The 19,037-nt window shown below is 47.3% G+C and carries 16 protein-coding genes and 1 pseudogene; 5 read left to right on the top strand and 12 right to left on the bottom strand.

Annotated elements, in window-relative coordinates:
- Positions 1-22: 22 nt before the first annotated feature.
- Positions 23-847, top strand: a pseudogene (locus FD07_RS06960) (ATP-binding cassette domain-containing protein); the annotation flags it as partial.
- Positions 848-852: 5 nt separating this feature from the next.
- Entirely contained in the window at positions 853-2,478 is a 1,626-nt protein-coding gene (locus FD07_RS06955) for an ABC transporter permease (RefSeq protein WP_020089562.1), read from the top strand.
- 316 nt (positions 2,479-2,794) lie between these two features.
- Here FD07_RS06955 and FD07_RS06950 read toward each other — a convergent pair whose 3' ends face one another.
- The 6 genes from FD07_RS06950 to adhE all read right to left on the bottom strand — a co-directional run bounded on the left by FD07_RS06950 (position 2,795) and on the right by adhE (position 10,310).
- Positions 2,795-3,982, bottom strand: a complete 1,188-nt coding sequence (locus tag FD07_RS06950) for an acetate/propionate family kinase (protein ID WP_020089563.1) — start codon at positions 3,980-3,982, stop codon at positions 2,795-2,797.
- Between the two features lie 289 nt (positions 3,983-4,271).
- Positions 4,272-4,622 (bottom strand): aggregation-promoting factor C-terminal-like domain-containing protein, encoded by a 351-nt coding sequence (locus FD07_RS06945; RefSeq protein ID WP_020089564.1) that lies wholly within the window; start codon positions 4,620-4,622, stop codon positions 4,272-4,274.
- Between the two features lie 234 nt (positions 4,623-4,856).
- Positions 4,857-5,468: an aggregation-promoting factor gene (apf, locus tag FD07_RS06940; RefSeq protein WP_020089565.1), complete on the bottom strand. Its 612-nt coding sequence runs from the start codon at positions 5,466-5,468 to the stop codon at positions 4,857-4,859.
- 556 nt (positions 5,469-6,024) lie between these two features.
- Positions 6,025-6,639 (bottom strand): aggregation-promoting factor, encoded by a 615-nt coding sequence (apf, locus tag FD07_RS06935; protein WP_020089566.1) that lies wholly within the window; start codon positions 6,637-6,639, stop codon positions 6,025-6,027.
- 389 nt (positions 6,640-7,028) lie between these two features.
- The gene (locus FD07_RS06930) at positions 7,029-7,499 is read right to left on the bottom strand and encodes a flavodoxin family protein (protein WP_020089567.1); all 471 of its coding nucleotides are present in this window, start codon (positions 7,497-7,499) and stop codon (positions 7,029-7,031) included.
- A 192-nt stretch (positions 7,500-7,691) separates the two neighbouring features.
- Positions 7,692-10,310 carry a bifunctional acetaldehyde-CoA/alcohol dehydrogenase gene (gene adhE / locus FD07_RS06925; protein ID WP_020089568.1) on the bottom strand — a complete coding sequence of 873 codons (2,619 nt, stop codon included), beginning with the start codon at positions 10,308-10,310 and terminating at the stop codon, positions 7,692-7,694.
- A 433-nt stretch (positions 10,311-10,743) separates the two neighbouring features.
- Between adhE and FD07_RS06920 the strand changes: the two genes are divergently transcribed.
- On the top strand, positions 10,744-12,537 hold the full coding sequence (locus tag FD07_RS06920) for a glycerophosphoryl diester phosphodiesterase membrane domain-containing protein (RefSeq protein WP_020089569.1): 1,794 nt from the start codon (positions 10,744-10,746) through the stop codon (positions 12,535-12,537).
- Between the two features lie 69 nt (positions 12,538-12,606).
- On the opposite strand, the gene FD07_RS06915 is transcribed toward FD07_RS06920, so the two are convergent.
- Positions 12,607-13,134: a DUF1836 domain-containing protein gene (locus tag FD07_RS06915; RefSeq protein ID WP_020089570.1), complete on the bottom strand. Its 528-nt coding sequence runs from the start codon at positions 13,132-13,134 to the stop codon at positions 12,607-12,609.
- 223 nt (positions 13,135-13,357) lie between these two features.
- The gene (locus tag FD07_RS06910) at positions 13,358-15,697 is read right to left on the bottom strand and encodes a cation-translocating P-type ATPase (protein WP_020089571.1); all 2,340 of its coding nucleotides are present in this window, start codon (positions 15,695-15,697) and stop codon (positions 13,358-13,360) included.
- Between the two features lie 171 nt (positions 15,698-15,868).
- Between FD07_RS06910 and FD07_RS12485 the strand changes: the two genes are divergently transcribed.
- Together FD07_RS12485 and FD07_RS06905 are read left to right on the top strand one after the other, a co-directional pair.
- Positions 15,869-16,030, top strand: a complete 162-nt coding sequence (locus FD07_RS12485; RefSeq protein ID WP_020089572.1) for a hypothetical protein — start codon at positions 15,869-15,871, stop codon at positions 16,028-16,030.
- A gap of 137 nt (positions 16,031-16,167) precedes the next feature.
- Entirely contained in the window at positions 16,168-17,016 is an 849-nt protein-coding gene (locus tag FD07_RS06905) for an aldo/keto reductase (RefSeq protein WP_020089573.1), read from the top strand.
- 123 nt (positions 17,017-17,139) lie between these two features.
- Here FD07_RS06905 and FD07_RS06900 read toward each other — a convergent pair whose 3' ends face one another.
- From FD07_RS06900 to FD07_RS06885, 4 genes are all read right to left on the bottom strand, one after another.
- Positions 17,140-17,565 (bottom strand): Hsp20/alpha crystallin family protein, encoded by a 426-nt coding sequence (locus tag FD07_RS06900; protein ID WP_020089574.1) that lies wholly within the window; start codon positions 17,563-17,565, stop codon positions 17,140-17,142.
- Positions 17,566-17,832: 267 nt separating this feature from the next.
- Positions 17,833-18,159, bottom strand: a complete 327-nt coding sequence (locus FD07_RS06895) for a hypothetical protein (RefSeq protein ID WP_020089575.1) — start codon at positions 18,157-18,159, stop codon at positions 17,833-17,835.
- Positions 18,160-18,161: 2 nt separating this feature from the next.
- Positions 18,162-18,488, bottom strand: coding sequence for a type II toxin-antitoxin system Phd/YefM family antitoxin (locus tag FD07_RS06890; RefSeq protein ID WP_033388842.1), 327 nt, complete (start codon positions 18,486-18,488; stop codon positions 18,162-18,164).
- Positions 18,489-18,649: 161 nt separating this feature from the next.
- Complete coding sequence (locus tag FD07_RS06885; RefSeq protein ID WP_020089577.1) at positions 18,650-19,015, bottom strand: hypothetical protein; 366 nt, start codon at positions 19,013-19,015, stop codon at positions 18,650-18,652.
- Between the last annotated feature and the right edge of the window lie 22 nt (positions 19,016-19,037).

Here is a 19,037-nt window from a genome sequence, read left to right as displayed (position 1 = left end):
TTACACATAATTATTTAAACACTCCTTCAACGTTCATGCCGGCGAGGTCTTTGGCTTTATCGGACCAAACGGTGCTGGTAAATCAACGACAATTCGAGTTTTACTCGGCCTCATTCGGGCAACTGACGGGAACGCCACGATCTTCGGTCAAGACGTTTGGACAAACAGCGTCGACATTCATCGCCGTTTAGCGTACGTTCCTGGAGACGTCTATCTCTGGCCCAATCTTACCGGTGGGGAAATTGTTGACCTGCTGCTAAAGATGAATGGCACACAGCATTCCTCCCGAACCGATGAGCTGATCAAGCAATTCGGCTTGGACCCGACCAAGAAGGCCCGGACCTACTCCAAAGGAAATCGCCAAAAGGTCGCGCTGATTGCCGCCTTCTCTCAGGACGCAGACTTCTACATTTTCGATGAACCCACGTCCGGCCTCGATCCCCTGAATGAACGGCAATTTCAAATGGCCGTTCTTAATCTGAAACAACAGGGTAAGGCGGTCCTCCTATCCAGTCATATCCTTTCAGAAGTTGAACGCATGTGTGACCGTATCGCCATTATTCGTGAGGGCACGATCATTGAAACGGGTAGCCTTGCTGAAATGCGGCACCTGACGCGAACCGTGATCAACGTCACGTTAAAGACGCCACTCGATTTGACTCAGCTCGCAGGCGTTCACAACGCCGAAGCTGGTCAGCATCCGAACGAATGGCAATTCTCAGTCGAAGCTAAGTCCCTTCCTGCGGTCATGACGGCATTAACAGATCACCATATTATGGCTCTACAAAGTACACCACCAACCCTAGAAGATCTCTTTATGCACTACTACACGACGGAAAAGGAGTGAGGGTTATGATATCTCATTTTTCTCGTACCGGTCGTCTAACCGGACTTGCCCTACGCCGCGATCGCTTTAAAATTTTGATCTGGGTTCTGATTCTTGCCGGGCTGATGGTGGGTGTGGCTTACAAATTTACCGACATTTTCGGCACACAACATGAGATTGCGGCGATTAAGGATACCCTGAAAAGTCCTGCTATGGTGGCTCTATTGGGTGCATTTAAGTTCACAAACAATCCATCGACGGCACAGATATTTTCTACCGAAATGGTCGTCTTCATGGTAATTACACAAATCATCATGAACATCATGCTTGGCATTCACGCAACACGGGGCGAAGAAGACCAAGGCATCACCGAGTTGGTTCGCTCACGAGCTGTGGGTCAATTGGCACCACTGAGTGCGGCAGCCTTAGAACTGGTCATCGTAAACGCCATTATTGCGGTCATCTATGGTGCTGGACTAGGACTGTCTGGGATGCATGGTATGACGACTGCTGGAAATTGGGCTGTAGGTCTTGGACTATCTGCTATCAGTCTCGTCTTTGGCCTACTAGGACTGGTCGCCGCGCAACTCGCTGATCATTCTGCTAGTGCCACGGGACTGACTTACGGCCTATTCGGTCTAGCCTACATCGTACGGATGATGACCGATGTTCAGAATCCCGACTACACCTGGTGGTCACCACTGGGCTGGGTGGAAAAAATATCGCCTTACTATCATCTCAATTGGTTGCCTATCGTCTTATCTCTGGTAACTGCCATTATCCTCTTCATTCTCGCAGCAAGCATCAACCTGCACCGTGACCTTAATGCCGGTGCTCTGGCCACCCGACCAGGTCGACGCACCGCATCTAGCTTTCTGCGCGGCCCCGCCTCACTGCTGTGGCGGCGCGAACACAATGTCATTATTGGGTGGATTATTGGCATCGCCATTCTTGGCATGACCTATGGCAGTATCTACAATACCGTTGGCGATATGCTGAAAACCAATCCGACGATGCAGCAAGTCTTCGGTGCCAATGTTTTGCACGAAGCCAATCACGTAATGTTGGTTAATTTCACATCAACATTAGTCGTTCTAATGGCGGCAGTGGCGGCTATCCCTGGCATTCAACTTGTTTACAAACTCTACAGTGATGAAACGAACGGCTGGTTGGAATCCCTATACGCTCGGCCGCTCTCACGAACTCGCCTGTTCTTTAGCTATGTAATCACTGGCCTCCTGAGCAGCCTTGTTACCTTTGCTGGTGCCATCAGCAGCCTGATCTTCGTCGGAAATGCAACTCTTGATCATCCTAAAGATGGTTTGACGATCTTTGAATTCTGGCAGTCCATCTGGGGACAATTGCCAGCAATCTTGGTCTTTATCGGCATCGCTGCAGCCATTATTGGCTGGTGGCCACGGATTCGTTTCCTGAACTGGCTCTATCTGGGACTTGGCTTCATTATGATTTACATGGGCGGCATGCTCAAACTTCCAAAATGGGCACAGCACCTGTCCCCTCTCGGTTGGATGAATAAAGTCCCAACCCATGATGTAGAGTGGGCTAACTTCAGCTGGATGCTGGTGCTTAGCATTGGACTCATCTTACTCGGTTGGTGGGGCTACCGCCGGCGGGACTTGCACATGAGCTAATTACCTCAATTCAGTAAATTCAAGCGGAATCCTTACCTTTGGATTCCGCTTTTGTCTTGCCTGCCTTTTAGTAGACCAAGCATACGGGATTTCACGGCTAATAGCAAGAGTTAATTGTTAATCATATTATTTATAATTTGATATCATAATACTTGTTGCGCTACCTGCCATTTTCACGCTATTTATATTCTAGGATTCGTCATCTAAACCCCTAAATAGAATAGTCAAATTGTTGTCGTATTTTCATTGTCAATCAGTTATGCTAGGTCTATACCAGTCCACATAAAAAGCCCGCTGGTCAACGGGCGCACACTTACTAAGTCGTTAACCGTGTAACATCACGGACAATCATAAGTTCTTCATTTGTTGGTACCACGAGAACCTGAACTGGGGTCCCCTCTGGGCTAACAACACGCTCTTTACCGCGACAATCATTCTTAGTCGGATCGATTACAATGCCAAAGTAGGCCAATTTGTCTGCAATCGTCTGCCGCATCTCAATTCCATTCTCACCGGATCCGGCAGTAAAGACAATTGCATCTACCCCACCCAGTTCAGCAATATAGCTCCCCACGTACTGAACGACACGACTCACGAACATATCGAGAGCTAGTTTGGACTTGGGTCGGTCAGCTTGCGTTTGTTCCAAGTCACGTTGATCCGGCGACAGTTCTGATATACCCAACAAGCCAGATTTATTGTTCAGAATCGCAATTATTTCTGGCATTGTCTTCTGCAACTTCTCAGCTAAGAAGGCCACCAGTGACGCATCAATATCGCCCGAACGTGTCCCCATCATGACGCCTGCAAGCGGGGTAAAGCCCATCGACGTATCCAGAGCTTTACCATGATCAAACGCCGTGATGGACGAACCAGAGCCTAAATGAAGCGTGATTAGCTTTAAGTCAGCCAACGGCTTGCCTAATAGCTCCGCCGTTCGCATTGCCACGTATCGGTGACTGGTTCCGTGAGCGCCATACTTTCGCGCTCCGAATTTTTCATAGTAACTATAGGGAATACTGTACATATAATTCACCGCCGGCATCTGCGCGTACAGCGAAGTATCAAAGACCGCCACCTGTTGGGCCCTCGGTAGCAGCTGCGTAAACACTTCAATATAATACGCCTGTACCGGGTTATGCAGTGGCGCATAATCCTTGAGCGCCTTGATTTGCCGCAACACAGTTGGCGTGATGACGGCAGAATCCTTAAAGATCTCACCACCTGCAACAATTCGGTGACCTACGCCGGTAATCTCGCTCAGATGCGACAAGATACCATATGATTTTAAGCGTGTTAACACCATTGCCGCAGCCAATTTATTGGTAATATTGTCCTGCGTTTCCGTGAATTTTTCACCGTTAGCTAGTTTAACTTTAAACAGTGAACCCGGTAGATTTAACCGGTCAACCATCCCCGAAGCAATCACTTGCTCCTCGGGCATCGAAAATAATTTCCATTTCAGCGTGGAACTCCCCGCATTAATTGCCAATACTTTTGCCATGAGCCGCCTCCCAAGCGTTATTTCTGTCTTAACACTCACAGTTTAGCGAACCCTGTAATCGTTTACAACCGAAACGCTGCACAACTTTCACTTAGTCATTAGCCGTTCCGTGCATCAGCTGTTGGGGTGACAACTGCCGTGTCCGAGTAAATAACGCGTAGGCCTCGTCAGGTAACAGAATCACTGGTTGGCCCAGCCAATAGTGAGGACGTCGTTTTCAAATCATCACTAACTAAAAAAGGTTCCTTGACCTTATCAGTCAAAGAACCCCTACATATTTACGATTTAATTAGAACCAGCCCCAGGATAACCAGTGCCGCTTAGCATGCTTCCACGTCCCATAACGACTGTGTGCGTAACGGTCAGCAGTTTTCTCTTGGTTAGCCTTACTGTAGTCACCCTTCAAGTATGAGCGGGTCAATTGGTACTTCCCGTAATACCGGCCATTGCTGGCACGGTAGTTACCACCGGATTCCTTGTTGGCAATCCAAGCCTTAGCCTTCTTTTCGCTCTTAGACAGGGTACAAACGTACTTCACGCTAGCTTCTGCCGTAGTGGTCGTGCTAGCAACTGAGGTCACGCTAGGCAGAACCATTGAAACAACCATTAACATAACCATGAATAGTGACTTAAGCTTCAATGTGGTCCCTCCTAGCGAATTTGTTAAGACCAGCATAACGTTGTTAAGTTACAGGAAAGTTGTCCGAATGTTACGAAACAGTAACAGCGACCCCCATTTTGACCAGACTGGGGTAAGAATCCCTAATTTATGCGCTCTTGGGGACGCAAAAACGACGGTCCACCTTTTTAGGTTTTACCGTCGTTTCTTATTTTAGTTGCTTAACTGACTAAATTTAGTGACGCACGGCCCAGTTTAGTACCAGCCGTTTGCTTGCCAGAAGGACTTTGCAGCTGCCCATGAACCATAACGGGAGGATACGTAGTTGTTCGCAACCTTTTCTTGGTTAGCGGCAGAGTAATCACCATTCAAGTAAGACTTACTCAATTGGTATTTACCGTAGTAGTTCCCATTAGAAGCCGTGTATGAGCCACCAGATTCCTTGTTGGCAATCCAAGACTTGGCAGAAGAACTGTTAGATGTTGATGAACTCGTCGTGCTCGTTGCAGCTGAGTTCGTTGTCCCAGTGGATGCCGTTGACGTGCTACTGTAGTTGTTAGTCCCAGTCGTAGCATGCGTCGTTGACGTGCTTGGCGTCGTAGCTTGGCTAGTCGTAGCCGTTGCGGTCGTTGAGCCAGGGACCACTAAGGATTCACCCACGTAAATTAAATTGACGTTCTTTAAGTTGTTTGCTTGTTCGATTGAAGAAACACTTGAACTGTATTGGTTAGCGATCTTTGCGACAGTGTCTCCCGACTTCACCGTTACCCGGACGTCGGCGTTAGCGGAAGTGGTGCCCGCGAATAAACCTGCACCTAAGACTGCGGCAGTACCTAAAGTAGTAACTAAAGCTTTTTTGATATTCATAGAAATGAATGTCCTCCTTTGATTTAAGTGAAGCGGTTGTCTATCAATTACTTAACGAGACCTATCATAACCTGTGGAGGTTACACCGCGATTGTTCCTGAGTTACACCCGCGTTAAGAAAAACCTGGTTAAATGACAAACTGTAACATGGTTAACGGTGCCGAAACATTAAGCCGGTTTTCGAGTGCTTCTTTGCTGGGATGTGACGGTTTTGACCAAATCCACGAATTATTTGCGTAAAAAAATTAGGTTTAAAATCTCAAAAATTAAGGAAATACGTCTTAATTTGACGAAAACATGCCGCAATCTTGTGGAAACCACGGTCCGTGTTCTCCGTGTCACGTCCGATTGTGACTAAAATTTTATGATCAGGCGGCTCTCTCAGCCACATTTTATTTGTTTTCCATGTAGTAATGGACAGATGATCCTCTAGCCGGCTTCACCCCATACTTTTCCTCTCACTCTCCAATGCATTTTATTAAAAAACGCAAAAAAGCCTCCACGGACCTGCATCCGTGGAGACTTACTTGATTTAAACGATTAGATTAGCTGAGTTTTAGTACCAGCCGTTTGCTTGCCAGAATGATTGCGCAGCAGACCATGAACCGTAACGGGAGGCAACGTAAGAGTTAGCCACCTTTTCTTGGTTGGCAGCTGAGTAGTCACCATTCAAGTAGGAAGCACTCAATTGGTACTTACCTACGTATTGGCCGTTACGAGCTGAGTATGAACCACCGGATTCCTTACCCGCAATCCAAGACTTGGCACTGGCTTCGGAGCCAGAAACACCAGTAGAAGCAGACGTGTTGCTGCTAGTAGCTGCTTGGTTAGAGTAAGAAGTGGTTGCTTGGCTAGTCGTGGATTGACTAGCTTGCGTAGAAGCGTTATTGCTGTAGTTTTGGCTAGCAACGTTAGCAGCAGTCGTTGACGTCGTCGTACTCGTAGGCACGTTCAGCGTTTGACCCACATAGATCAGGTTGCTGTTAGCAAGGCTGTTGGCCTTTTCAATGGCGTTAACGGACGTCTTGTACGTGTTAGCTAATGACCAAACAGAATCCCCCTGCTTGACCGTAACAGTATCGGCGTTAGCCGTTTCAGTAGTAGCGAAGAAACCGGCACCGACAATAGCGGCCGTTCCTAAAGTAGTAACTAAAGCTTTTTTGATATTCATAAGAAATGAATGTCCTCCTTTGTTTGCTTAACGGATATTAGAATAACTGATAGGTATTACATTCAAATTGATGTTAGATTACGCGGAGGTTAAGAAAAATATTACATTATGACATTCCGTAATATTTGTAATGGTGGTGTAATATAAAACGCTTTAATCAGCTAATTTTTACCCATTTCAGCTAAAACGAGGGCCGTTTTTAAGTGCATTTTGCACTGAAAAATCGGACTTTTTTATTATATTTAATGATAATTCGATGAAAATACGCCATTTTTCCGAATGTTTTTGAAAATTTTCGGAAATCACGTCTAAATTAGAGACTTAAAAAGCGGCAAATTTCACTGAAATTATCCACTTCAGCAAAACTTACCGCTAACAACATTCATTCTTTATAAAGGAAAATCATCCTTCAAGCCGGTCGCAATCTCATCCGGCGTATTCGCCGTAAAGCTATCTTGAATCTTAAAGTTCCCAGCTTCCGCCCACTCCTTCAGGTACGGCAAACTCTCGGTTACCCGGCTACTAGCACTCGTCACAAACGGAACCACCGTCTTACCAGCCAGCTGAGTGGTCGTCAAGAAGTTTTGAATGAGGCGTGGTGGCTGATGGTACCAGGTTGGGAAACCTAAATAAAGCGTCTCAACTTGACTCACATCGACGGGGTCAAAATCAGGTAACTCACGCTGCTCGTTCTCAGCATCGGTCCGCGCGACCAATTGCTGGAAGCCTGTCGTAGGGTACGGATCCTTAGCTTTTAGCCGAACCGGGGTAAGCTGCAGGTATCGCCCCACCGCTTCGGCGGCCGTCTGGGTCCGTCCTGATACAGAGAAGTACACAACTGCTGTTTTTGTTTGTGGCATAATGATTCCTCCTCAGATTAATTTGACACCTTAAGCATAACGCTGTTTAGGGACTAACGGTAATGATTATTGCTATATTATAGTAGAAACGCACCAATTAAAGCGCAAATTTACAGCAGATTGCTCCCCAATCTTCCTTTAAACAACACAAAAACGGCCACTCCATTCAGAGTGACCGTTCCCGGCTAAACCTTATTTTTCGACGTTCTTACCGTCGTATTCATCAATCATGATTTGCTTTAATTCAGAAACTAATGGTTCCTTAGGGTTAGCAGTCGTGCATTGGTCACCGAAGGCCAATTCTGCTAAGTGGTCAACGACCTTGTCAAAGTGGGCCTTGTCCACGCCGTTAGCCTTCAAGCTCAAGGTAACGCCAACTGAGTGCGCCAAGTCGATAACTTTCTTGACTAAGGCTTCCTTCAGTTCTTCCTTGGTGTTCCCTGGCAAGCCCAGGTAACGAGCGATTTGGGCGTAGTCTTCGTCAGCACGGAAGTACTCGTACTTCGGCCACATAGCCAGCTTCGTTGGTTCCTTGAAGTTGTAACGAATAACGTGTGGCAAGGTGATGGCGATAGCCAACCCATGAGGTAAGCCGAATTCCCCACCTAACTTATGGGCAATCGAGTGATCCACCCCGAGGAAGGCGTTGGCAAAGGCCATCCCGGCAAGTGTCGAAGCGTTATGCATTTCTTCCCGCGCCGTCACATCGCCATTGTAGGAGTTGGTCAGGTTTTCCATAACTAACTTGATGGCTTGTAATGACCATGGCCGTGTGTAATCGGAAGCCATTGCGGAAACGTAGGATTCGATGGCGTGAGTTAACACGTCTAGTCCAGAGTAAGCCACCGTCTTCTTTGGTACCGTTTGGATAAATTGTGAATCCACGATCGCCACATCAGGCGTCAAAGCGTAGTCAGCCAGTGGGTATTTCACGTGCGTCTTGGAATCCGTGATAACGGAGAATGGCGTTACTTCTGAACCAGTCCCAGACGTCGTTGGAATTGCAACGAATTGTGCCTTGTGAGGCTTGTGGAACTTGTAAGTCCGCTTCCGAATGTCTAAGAACTTCTGCTTAGCACCGAAGAAGCTAGCGTTAGGATCTTCGTAGAATAACCACATGTTCTTAGCAGCATCGATTGGTGACCCACCACCTAAGGCGATGATCGTGTCTGGCTTAAATGTCCGCATCTGAGCGACCCCACGTTCAACCGTGTCAGTCGTTGGATCTGGTTCAACGTCGGAGAACAGGGAGTATTCGATACCACCTGGTTGACGCTTCAATTCATTTAAGACAGTGTCGATGTAACCCAGTTCAACCATGGATGGGCTGGTTACCAGGAAGACCCGCTTGATGCCAGGCATATCGTCGAGGTAACGGACAGACGTCTTTTCAAAGTAAACTCGAGGTAATTTAATCCATTGCATATTATTTCGCCGCTTTGCAATCGTTTTGATGTTCAACAGGTCAAATGAGGAAACGTTATGGGATACAGAGTTCTTACCCCACGAACCAGTCCCCAACGTCAATGAAGGAATCATTTCGTTGTAGAGGTTCCCAATACCACCGATAGCGGATGGCGTGTTGACCAGCACCCGACTAGCCTTCATCTTAATCCCAAAGTCAGTAGCTAAGTCGTCATCCATCGTGTGAATGCCGGCCGTGTGACCTAAACCACCGAAATGGAGAAGTTCATCACAAAGTCTGAACGCATCTTCGTGGCTCTTGGCCTTGTAAACGGAAAGTACTGGAGATAGCTTTTCTTGTGAAAGTGGGAACTTAGGCCCAACACCCTTCAACTCAGCAGCCAGAACCTTCGCCGTAGCTGGAACTTTGATACCAGCAATTTCAGCAATCTTCTGTGCGGACATCCCCGCGATAGGTCCTTTGACCCCACCTTCTGGCCGAAACATTGCATCAGCTAAGGCCTTTTCGTCACTCTTCTTAATGAAGAAGACGCCACGATCTTCCATTTCCTTCTTAACGGTGTCGTAGATTTCTTGATCAATCACGGCACTGTTTTCAGAAGCACAGACCATCCCGTTATCAAACGTCTTGGAAAGCACAATGTCGTAGACAGAACGCTTGATGTTGGCCGTCTTTTCAATGTAAGCTGGACCGTTACCAGGACCAACCCCTAAGGCTGGCTTCCCAGTTGAGTAAGCAGCCTTAACCATGCCGGGACCACCAGTAGCCAAGACACTGGCAACCTTTGGATGGTTCATCAATGCCGTCGTGGCTTCCAGACTAGGCTTGTCGATCCACTGGATAACACCTTCTGGGGCACCAGCAGCAATCGCAGCGTCGCGAACAACCTTAGCAGCCATCACGGAAGACTTCTGTGCTTGTGGGTGGAAGGCAAAGATGATTGGGTTCCGCGTCTTAACGGCAATCAATGACTTGAACATTGCCGTTGACGTTGGGTTGGTGACAGGCGTTACCCCGGCCAAGATTCCCAGAGGTTCAGCAACCGTAATCAATTGGCGTTCACGGTCATCTTTGATGATACCGACCGTCTTATCGTTCTTGATGGAGTGCCAGATTTCTTCAGTGGCAAACATGTTCTTAACGGCCTTGTCTTCCATCACACCACGGCCAGTTTCTTCAAAGGCCGCCTTGGCTAATTCCATATGGTGGTCCAACCCAGCGATCGCCATTTGGTGAACGATGTGATCAACTTTTTCTTGGGTAAAGTCATCCATGGCGCACAGCGCGTCGTGGGCTTTAGCGGTCAACCGGTCGATCATTTGATCAACGGTTTCCGCACTTTCTTCTTTTTTTACTTTTGGATTTTCTTTCACGTCTTTTAACATTTTTATGCCTCCATTTGAAAACATCTTGTTAAGTTCTTCACGAGTTAAATCATATCACCTTTTTAAAATTCTGCAAGAGGTTTATGTTAAAAAAATCACAACTAGTTGGACTGACAAACAAACCCGCCGCCAGCAAGGCTTACAGCGATAAAGAATGTAAGCGCATACACAAATTTTAAAAAACTTTTCAGAAATTTTTTGATGTATTTTAAATCACAACCCATCACTTTTCTTTCATAATTCTGGCAGTTGCGCCACTGAACTCTTGTGTTCGCCAAGTTTTTTCCACCAACTGGGCAGTTTCCATACCGGCGGTGCAACGAGTATGCTACAGTTAAGACATGAAAAATCTCTAGTTCGGCCACTGCGCACGGTGAAAGCACGCCATGCCAGTTAGCCGTAAATCGCAAATAAATTTGAAAGCGTGATTTCTATGCGACCCTTAGCTTTCTGGCGTGACGCGAACAGCCACTTTTTCCATCATTGGGGTAGTTACGTCACCCTAGTCTTTCTAACCAACCTGGTCGTCAGCTACATTGCGGTGCCTACCTTTACCTGGTTGACTGCTGCTTTGATGCGCTGGCAACACGTACCTTACGTCTCCTATACCAATATTGGCGCCCTATTGATCCATCATCCTCTAGCCATCCTAGGGCTGATCGTCATTCTGCTCGCCATTACGACCTTGATCTATTGGCAGTTTGCCTACCTACTTCTGGGGATCACCAATATCCGTCACGGTCGGCCTCAAACCATGCTGGCCGTTTTAGGCGATACCATTCGTAGCATCGCCGGGGCCTCGCCTAGTACTTTTCTCTTCTTTATTGGCTACTTCATCGTGATCATGCCCTTTGGGAGCGAACTTTTTACAACCCCACTGCTCAATAAGGCCAAGATTCCGGCATTTATTATCAGCTACCTTATGGCCAACAACGCTTTTGCCATCCTCCTGGGTATCTTCTACGTTGGCGCGGCTTATCTGGGAATTCGGTTAATTGCCGTCCTCCCCTTAATGATGATCGACCACTATCACAGCCGTGACGCCATTCGCCTTAGCTGGCAACGCACCCGCGGTCACTTCTGGAACTATTTTCTTAAAATTATCGTGACCCTAGTCATCGTCAGCATCGTTGTCGCTGCTATCTACATGACCATCTACGTGGGCCAAGTTCTCTTTGATAAGACGGGGATTGCCCTAGTCACCGCGACCATCAATCTCTTTTTAATGGAGGTTATTACGGAATTCATCGTCTGCTACGCCACCGTGATTTTTATGATGGTGATTCTCAGTAGTCATGACGCGCACCAACCCGCACCATCCACTCTGTTCAGCTTTCGTGAGCCCGCCAAGACTCGGCTACGAACGCGACTCTTGATTATCACTGGTCTAGCGGCCATTAGCGCCGCCCTAGTCGGATTCAACTTGATCTACCTGAATGGGTTGACCATGAGTAGACCACTGACGATTGCCCACCGTGGTGTGGACAACGGCAACGGCGTCCAAAATACAATTCCCGCCATGGTCAAGACCAGCCAGGAACGGCCGGATTACGTTGAAATGGATATTCGAATGACGAAGGACCATCAGTTTGTCGTCATGCACGATGCTAATTTAAAAAATCTCGCCAATCTCAAACGCAAAGTCTCGTCCATGACCCTCAAGCAATTGGCTAACGTCACGGTCACCGAAAATGGTTACCAGGCAAAGATTCCCAGTTTCAATGATTACCTCAACACGGCGATCAAACACCATCAAAAATTACTAATTGAAATTAAAACTGGCGGTGCCGACACCAAGGACCTCCCCGAACGGTTCTACCGGCAATTCGGTGCTCGTATCCTCGCCAATCACGAGCAGGTTCACACCCTAAGTTACACCATTATGAACCGGTTGAAGATGGAGCATCCCGACCTCTTTGTCAGCTATATCATGCCGTATAACCTGACCTTTCCCCACACACGGGCCAACGCCTACACCATGGAGGCAACTACGCTTAACGACGCCTTCATTGAGCAGGCTAACCGCGAACATAAGAAGGTTTACGCCTGGGATATCGATGATATTACCAGCATGGATCAGATGATGTTTATTGGGGCTAACGGCGTCATCACCAATAACCTCCACCTGATTCAGCAGGAAATTAAGGACAACACGGATCATCCGAGCTACGCCAACCTCCTGTTAACATTTATGAACGACTTAACGTTAGAGACACAGACGCAGTAAGCTCTAACCAGTCGTATAGAAAAAAGATGCTCGACTATAACTAGTCAGGCATCTTTTTTACGTTAAAGCCTATTTACTTTTTTCAATCTTTCGGAGCGGACGCTTAATCAAGTGCAGTAGTTTTTCCGACTGTAACCGGGCTACTACGGCATCGACCGCAACCTGCATCAACTTTTCGTTTAAGTCCTTAGCAGCGGGTTGAACCTGTTCCTCACCTAAATGGTGCAAGCGGTCTTCCAGCTGGCCAATGAAGTTATCGTAGGCTTGCTTGGGGTAATCTCCGGCCGTGATCTGGTCAATCCCGGAGCGCACCGTATCCGTTTGGAACATGGGCTTAAGGAGGCTGATCATCAAGATATCCGTCAACTGCATTGTCTGATACTTCTTCTTGACGGGCGCTAGGATCACGTGATGCTTCACATAATTATTGATCATTGCCGGCGTGATGGTATCGATACCTAATGGTCCCAGAATATCGTTGATCAAGGCCGTCACCTGGTCCATGTAGAGGTCAAACTTTGGTAAATCATCCCATCGTGGCAACTTCGCTTTGTGCATCTGGTTTTCCCAACGGGTATATTGATTATAATCAGCCATATTTCTTCCCTGCCCTTCTATTTCTTGCTTTCATTATAGCATATTACCTAGTTCTAGTGACTAGATATAACTAGATTAAGTTATTTCAGCTAGCGTTAAGACGAAAACGCGGCCAGTGGACGAGTTGTGCACTGACCGCGTTACTTTTGTAGTTAGGTTTATCAGCTTTAGAGTAGCCAACATCCGTGTTTTGGGATAATCTCATTGCACCAATAATCAACCTTTACCGCCACCGAATACGACTCAAGATCCGTTTGCCTAAGCCTTCTTGAACCACGATGAAGACTGGGTACACGCTGATCATCAGTGGTAAGTAAATCAAAGCCAGTTTCCAATTCAACAGGCTAACCAGCGAGAAAATCGGACCAAACAGTAGGAAGACGACGGCAAAGAGTCCCGCCATGAGGGCAATCAGCCCGATCTTAAACCGGTTCAGCGGCCGGGCCACCATAATCAAGGCATTTAGGCTGATCAGCCCCGTCATCAGGACACTCAGCGTAGAGGTCGTGGCGAAGCTCAGACCAAATTGCGTGCCCAATGCCAAAATGACCAGAATGTAGCCCACTACACAGACGGCTGCCGGCGCAGCGACCTCCATGACTTGCTTCATGAAACGGCCAGCGATTCGCGCGTAGTTTGGCTGTAGCGCTAGGAAGAATGTTGGAATTCCAACCATCAGTGAAGAGATTGGTGTTAGCTGAATCGGCTCAAACGGATAGCTACGGCTCATGAAGATAAAGATCAGCGTCAACACCACGGAATACATGGTCTTGATCAGGTAGAGTGAGGCCACCCGCTCGATGTTATTAATAACCCGGCGACCTTCATTCAGGACGTTGATCATCGCATCAAAGTTGGAGTCGACCAGTACGAAATCCGCCAGACTCTTCGTGGCCTCACTCCCCGAGGCCATCGCAATACTGCAATCCGACTGGCGCAGCGCCAACAGGTCATTGACCCCATCCCCAGTCATGGCAACGGTATGCCCGGCCGTTTGGTAGGCCTTGATCAGTCCCTGCTTCTGCTGCGGCGTGACCCGACCGAAGACGTTGTAGTCCGCAACCAGTCGATCATAGTCGGGTTCTTCCCCGACCTGACTCATGTCGACCAACTGATCAGCGCCGTCAATTCCGGCCCGACCAGCGATACTGGCAACCGTCACCGGATTATCCCCGGAGATGACCTTCAGCGCCACATCCTGATTGGCAAAGAAGCTAAAGGTGTCCTTGGCCCGCGGCCGCAATTCATCGGTAATCAAAATCAGACCAATTGCCTCCGGATTAGTGGGCTTGGGTGCCGTTAATGCCGTGACTTCAGCCAGCAACAGGACCCGATAGCCTTGCGCGGCGAGTGTTTGAATTCGTTGCTTCACATCAGCTGGCACGTTATCAAAAATAAACTCCGGCGCCCCCATGACGTAAGCCCCAGTGGCCAACCGAGCTCCACTCCACTTACGTCCAGAGGAGAACGGCAAGACTTCTGGTGACGTGACGGTTGGTGTTCCCAGCGCGTTCTTGATGGCCGTTGCCGTTTCGTTGTCGTCACCCGTCGCCGACACCAGTTGGGCCAATGTTTCATTCAGGTCGTCCGTTGACTGATTACCTACGGCTTCGACCTTTTCTAATTCCAATTTACCGTTAGTGATAGTCCCGGTCTTATCCAAACACAGAACGTCGACTCGCGCCAGCGCTTCAATGGCAGGTAGTTCTCGAACCAACACGTGTCGCCGACCCAGAGTAAAAGCCCCCGCAGCCAACGCCACCGACGTCAACAGAACTAAACCTTCTGGAATCATCCCGACCATCGAAGCAACCGTTCCCAGAATGGCGCGGTTTTGGTCCTGTCCTCGCATCAACGCGGAGACGAACAACGCTGCTCCCAAAGGAATAATGGCAAAGGTCAACACTTTAATAATCCGGTTAATAATGATCAGGAGTTGGCTAGCGGAACGCCGTTTTTGCTTAGCCGAATGAGCCAGCTGTTTGACGAAGCTGCCACTGCCGACCTTGGTCGCTTGTACAATGGCCTTTCCACCGAGAATGACGCTTCCGGAGACCAGTTGATCGTTGGTGTTCTTAATGATTGGCGTCGATTCTCCGGTAATCTGGGATTCATCGACTTCCATCCCCGCCGTCTCGCGAACCAAACCGTCGACTGGTAGTTGGTCCCCGCGACCAATGGCAAGCAGGTCATCCTGGACGATTTTGTCCTGATGCATCGCCGTGAGCTCGCCATCTCGCAGCACGTTAATCTGGGCCTCCGAAAGTAGCGCGAGTTTATCGACTTGCCGTTTCGACCGAATTTCCTGAAAAATTCCAATCCCGGTATTAAAAATCACGACACCTAAAAACAGTAAATTTTTATAGCTGCCAGTGAACAGCACGAGGCCACCCAGCAGAATGTTGATTAAATTAAATAGCGTTAATAAGTTGTCTCTAAATATTTGTTTTACACTCCGCGTTAACGGTGGTAGCGGGTCATTCTTTAGCCCCTCAGCCACCCGTTGTTTCACTTCGACCGCAGTTAAGCCTTGATCGAGCGGTGGCAGGTAACGTTCTGTCATTTAGGCGTCCTCCTTTACCGATTCGTTACCCATATTGTACTCGATAATGCGCTTTCACGCCGACTAATCTGTTGCATTTTTGGGATTCTTAAATGAAACGCTAGCTGTTAACAGGGCTCGGCAAGAGTGGTTAAATGGAGATGGACCCAATTACACGAGGGAGGAATTACCATGAATCATAAATCATCGGCAGTTATTTTATTTATCCTCTACATTATCTTGCTCGGCTGCATGCTGGCACATCAAGAGATGTTGGCCATGTGGTTGATGACTTTCGGGATGCTGGCAGAAGCCGCGATTAACCTCTACGACCAATTCAAAGCCAAAAAGTAAGCGTTACCAATACCGCCAAATTGGCTTAACATATTATTTATAACCGTATTTAGACGCTGACCGCCAAACTTCGGGTAAGCCTGAAGTGGCCTAACAACATTTCGATCAACGCCCTTAATGCCAAGGAGGAAGAACTAATGACACTTACCAACATTGCAGATACGATCAAACTCGCGGATGGCAACAAGATTCCTGGTTTTGGTTTCGGGACCTACCTCATCAGCGACCAAGAAAGCATGGATACCACCATTAAAACCGCATGGGACGAAGGCTATCGGCTATTTGATACGGCGATGCTTTACCGCAACGAGGATATCTTAGGGGAAACGCTGCACCGTCTCGAAATCCCTCGTCAGGAACTGTATTTGACGAGTAAAGTTGCTGAAGAAGTTCAGGGCTACGACCAAACGTTGAAGTCTGTCGAAGGGTCTCTCAAGCGCCTGCAAACGGATTACTTGGACCTATTACTGATTCACTGGCCTGTGCGCGAACATTTCTTCGACACGTGGCGCGCCTTTGAACAATTGAAGGCGGATGGCAAGGTCAAGTCTATCGGGGTTTCCAACTACACCGCGGCACATTTGGACTTACTGGCAACCAAGGCTAAAGAAATGCCGGTCGTTGACCAAGTGGAATACCACCCCTACCTAAACCAGTTGGCACTGCTGGACTACAACAAGCAACACAACATCGTGACGGAAGCGTGGAGTCCACTGGGCCGGCGCGCTGTTCTGGGCGACCCAATGATCGCTAAGATTGGGAAGCACCACGACAAGTCCGTCGCTCAAGTTATCCTGCGCTGGGAACTCCAACACGGCATCCTACCGATTCCCAAGTCCCAACATCCAGAACGGATCGTCGAAAACACGAAGGTCTTTGACTTCACGTTGGATGAAGACGAAATGTCCACGATTGACCTGCTAAACAAGTACCAACGGACCGGGAACGAACCGGAAATCGTTTATGAAACGGGTAAACAATACTAATGATTAGAAAAGATCTGATGGCTGATAAGAAATTTACTGCCAATCAGGTCTTTTATTTTCCCTAAAAGAAAAGGCACGTATTCCGATCTCTCCAGAATGCGTGCCTTCACTCGTCTTTAGCGACTAGTCAATACTGATTTTATGGTTGTCTTCAACTTCGGTTTGCTTTGGCAGGGTCAACGTCAAGACACCATCAGTGAAGCCTGCCTTGACCTGCTTCAAGTCAATATTTGGCAGATAGAAGGAACGGGCAACGTTTTGGCTGTGACGCTCTTGCCGTAAGATCCGTCCGTCATCGTCCTTAGTGGATTGATTGACTTCGGACTTACCAGAGATCCGCAACGTCTCATCACGGTAATCCACGTGGATATCATCCTTCTTGAATCCTGGCAATTCAGCTGTAACCACGTAGTCCTTGTCGTGTTCAACAACGTCGGTCTTCATATCACTCTCACCACTAAACATATCGTGACCCAAGTTACCCACTTCGTTAAAGAAATTCATTGGATCAAAGAAATCAAAGTTCCGGTTCATTACATCATTAGCCATAATCAATTAACCCCTTTCTGCTTTGTTTGATTACATTTTCTATAATAGTCAGTATTGGTCAGAATTGCAAATAATTAGCACTCAATTTTTAGAGTGCTAATTCCAGCAGGCAATTGCCGATATAGAAGCATTCTATTTTCTGGTAGATTAACTCTTTAGTTTTCAAAGGTCAAATATATTGGCTAAAGGTCAAAGATCATTTAATACCTCTATACTTATACCAATGTAAAAAAAGTGTTTTGAGTCTCATGCTTTAGCGCGACTTAATCAAATCTTTAGTAATCCAGACAAATTCGAAAAGTGATAAACAATCTTATCAGCACGTTGTCCGATAGCCACAATTTGAATCACATTAATTTTTTCGCCATCCTGTGTAAATACAATCCGTAGACCCATTTTTTTATTCTTAAGCTTTCGGCAAAGACTTAGATCACCCTTCAGTGGTTGACCCGCTTGCATGCCCAATCGACTGATTCGAGCTAACCCCTTGTTCACAAATACTTTCTGCGAACCATCAAGCCGTTCATACTCCAGCCTAGCCTTCCTAAAATAGTTAATGACGTATTTGGATGAATGGTGCTCATCAGCAGTCATCCTTATTCCCAACCATCCTTTTCATCGATCTCAGGATTCTCGTTGGCAACCGAACCGCGAACCTCAGCATCCGTTGCCAAAGGCTCGGGATTTTTCGCCTGTTTTGCCAAGCGCTTAATGACTTCATAGTCCTGTTCCATTTCAAATACTTTATCCTTTAGCTCTTCGTTTTTATTGACCAATCGTTCATAATCAACGACCGATAACACAACACCTGCCGGCCGATCACGATTGAACACATAGACACCCGTTTTTTTATTTTCAGCTTCTTCAAACAACTTCTTAGGCGATTTTTTTAATTCCGTAATGTTACTGTATGGCACATCCATTGTTTTCACATTGACTCCCCCTTAGGCACCTAATATATACGAAATCAGCTTTAAATGACATTAAAAAGACTTTTAAAAGTCTACTAAAAGACTCTTTCAGTCTGCAAAAAAGCACCCAACATCTCTGTCAGGTGCTTCACCACAAGCAACGTGGTTAGCTTTTAGTAAGTTTCTTGGTCATTATCCTTAGGAACAACAATCTTTTCGCCCAAGGCGTCGGCTAAGTCTTGCAAAGCCGCTTCACGGGTTGGCACAACGTCCATGTTAAAGAGAATGGAGTCAATGTCCCCACCAGCAAAGTCAAATTGTTCAAAGTAAACGTAAGGATCGTGATCGTCGTCATTTTCCAAGAAGTGCTTCGTGACTGCCTTAGAGAGAGCCGTTGCCCAAGCTAGGTCCTTCATCTTTGGTAAGTCTTTCTTCGTTACAAATCCTGGCGTCAAAATTAATTCTGCCGCCTTTTCGACGTCGGCCGTTGGAATTTCAATGGTTGGCGCAATTTCTTCGTCCTTTGGTGTTTCTGCCATAATCAAAATCTCCTTTGATGTT

Source organism: Levilactobacillus parabrevis ATCC 53295 (assembly GCF_001434055.1).
GTDB lineage: Bacteria > Bacillota > Bacilli > Lactobacillales > Lactobacillaceae > Levilactobacillus > Levilactobacillus parabrevis.
Note: the sequence above shows the minus strand (reverse complement) of the source record. Positions and strands in the feature narration are given on the sequence as shown.

Bases quoted from the DNA above. Each gene is read 5' to 3' on its own strand.
- apf (WP_020089565.1), bottom strand. From the start codon at position 5,468: ATGAATATCAAAAAAGCTTTAGTTACTACTTTAGGTACTGCCGCAGTC.
- FD07_RS06910 (WP_020089571.1), bottom strand. From the start codon at position 15,697: ATGACAGAACGTTACCTGCCACCGCTCGATCAAGGCTTAACTGCGGTC.
- FD07_RS06905 (WP_020089573.1), top strand. From the start codon at position 16,168: ATGACACTTACCAACATTGCAGATACGATCAAACTCGCGGATGGCAAC.
- FD07_RS06950 (WP_020089563.1), bottom strand. From the start codon at position 3,982: ATGGCAAAAGTATTGGCAATTAATGCGGGGAGTTCCACGCTGAAATGG.
- FD07_RS06895 (WP_020089575.1), bottom strand. From the start codon at position 18,159: ATGACTGCTGATGAGCACCATTCATCCAAATACGTCATTAACTATTTT.
- FD07_RS06900 (WP_020089574.1), bottom strand. From the start codon at position 17,565: ATGGCTAATGATGTAATGAACCGGAACTTTGATTTCTTTGATCCAATG.
- FD07_RS06885 (WP_020089577.1), bottom strand. From the start codon at position 19,015: ATGGCAGAAACACCAAAGGACGAAGAAATTGCGCCAACCATTGAAATT.
- FD07_RS06890 (WP_033388842.1), bottom strand. From the start codon at position 18,488: ATGGATGTGCCATACAGTAACATTACGGAATTAAAAAAATCGCCTAAG.
- adhE (WP_020089568.1), bottom strand. From the start codon at position 10,310: ATGTTAAAAGACGTGAAAGAAAATCCAAAAGTAAAAAAAGAAGAAAGT.
- FD07_RS06955 (WP_020089562.1), top strand. From the start codon at position 853: ATGATATCTCATTTTTCTCGTACCGGTCGTCTAACCGGACTTGCCCTA.
- FD07_RS06915 (WP_020089570.1), bottom strand. From the start codon at position 13,134: ATGGCTGATTATAATCAATATACCCGTTGGGAAAACCAGATGCACAAA.
- FD07_RS12485 (WP_020089572.1), top strand. From the start codon at position 15,869: ATGAATCATAAATCATCGGCAGTTATTTTATTTATCCTCTACATTATC.
- FD07_RS06930 (WP_020089567.1), bottom strand. From the start codon at position 7,499: ATGCCACAAACAAAAACAGCAGTTGTGTACTTCTCTGTATCAGGACGG.
- FD07_RS06920 (WP_020089569.1), top strand. From the start codon at position 10,744: ATGCGACCCTTAGCTTTCTGGCGTGACGCGAACAGCCACTTTTTCCAT.
- apf (WP_020089566.1), bottom strand. From the start codon at position 6,639: ATGAATATCAAAAAAGCTTTAGTTACTACTTTAGGAACGGCCGCTATT.